1 pseudogene is annotated in these 269 nt (G+C 46.8%); it reads left to right on the top strand.

Annotated elements, in window-relative coordinates:
• Positions 1-269, top strand: a pseudogene (locus A3761_RS27055) (hypothetical protein); the annotation flags it as partial.

Here is a 269-nt window from a genome sequence, read left to right as displayed (position 1 = left end):
ACGATGACTTTCGAAGCCAGCACAGCCGTAAAGCAAAATCACGAAGACTGTGTACCTGTCACACAACTAACAGGTTATTGGCGCTTTACACCACAAGGTGATGGCTATATTTTTGTCGAATATGAAACGCATGCTGATCCTAGCGGAGACCTACCGGCATGGCTCGCCAACAGCTTCGTTGTTGACCAACCGTTAGGCACACTAGAAAAAATGCGTAGACGCGTCGAAAGCAATAGCTATCAGCTGCCCAAAGAAATGTCGTACATCAT

This window comes from Oleiphilus sp. HI0123 (assembly GCF_001635315.1).
The sequence above is the reverse complement of the archived record's forward strand: the minus strand, read 5'-3'. Positions and strand labels throughout refer to the sequence as shown.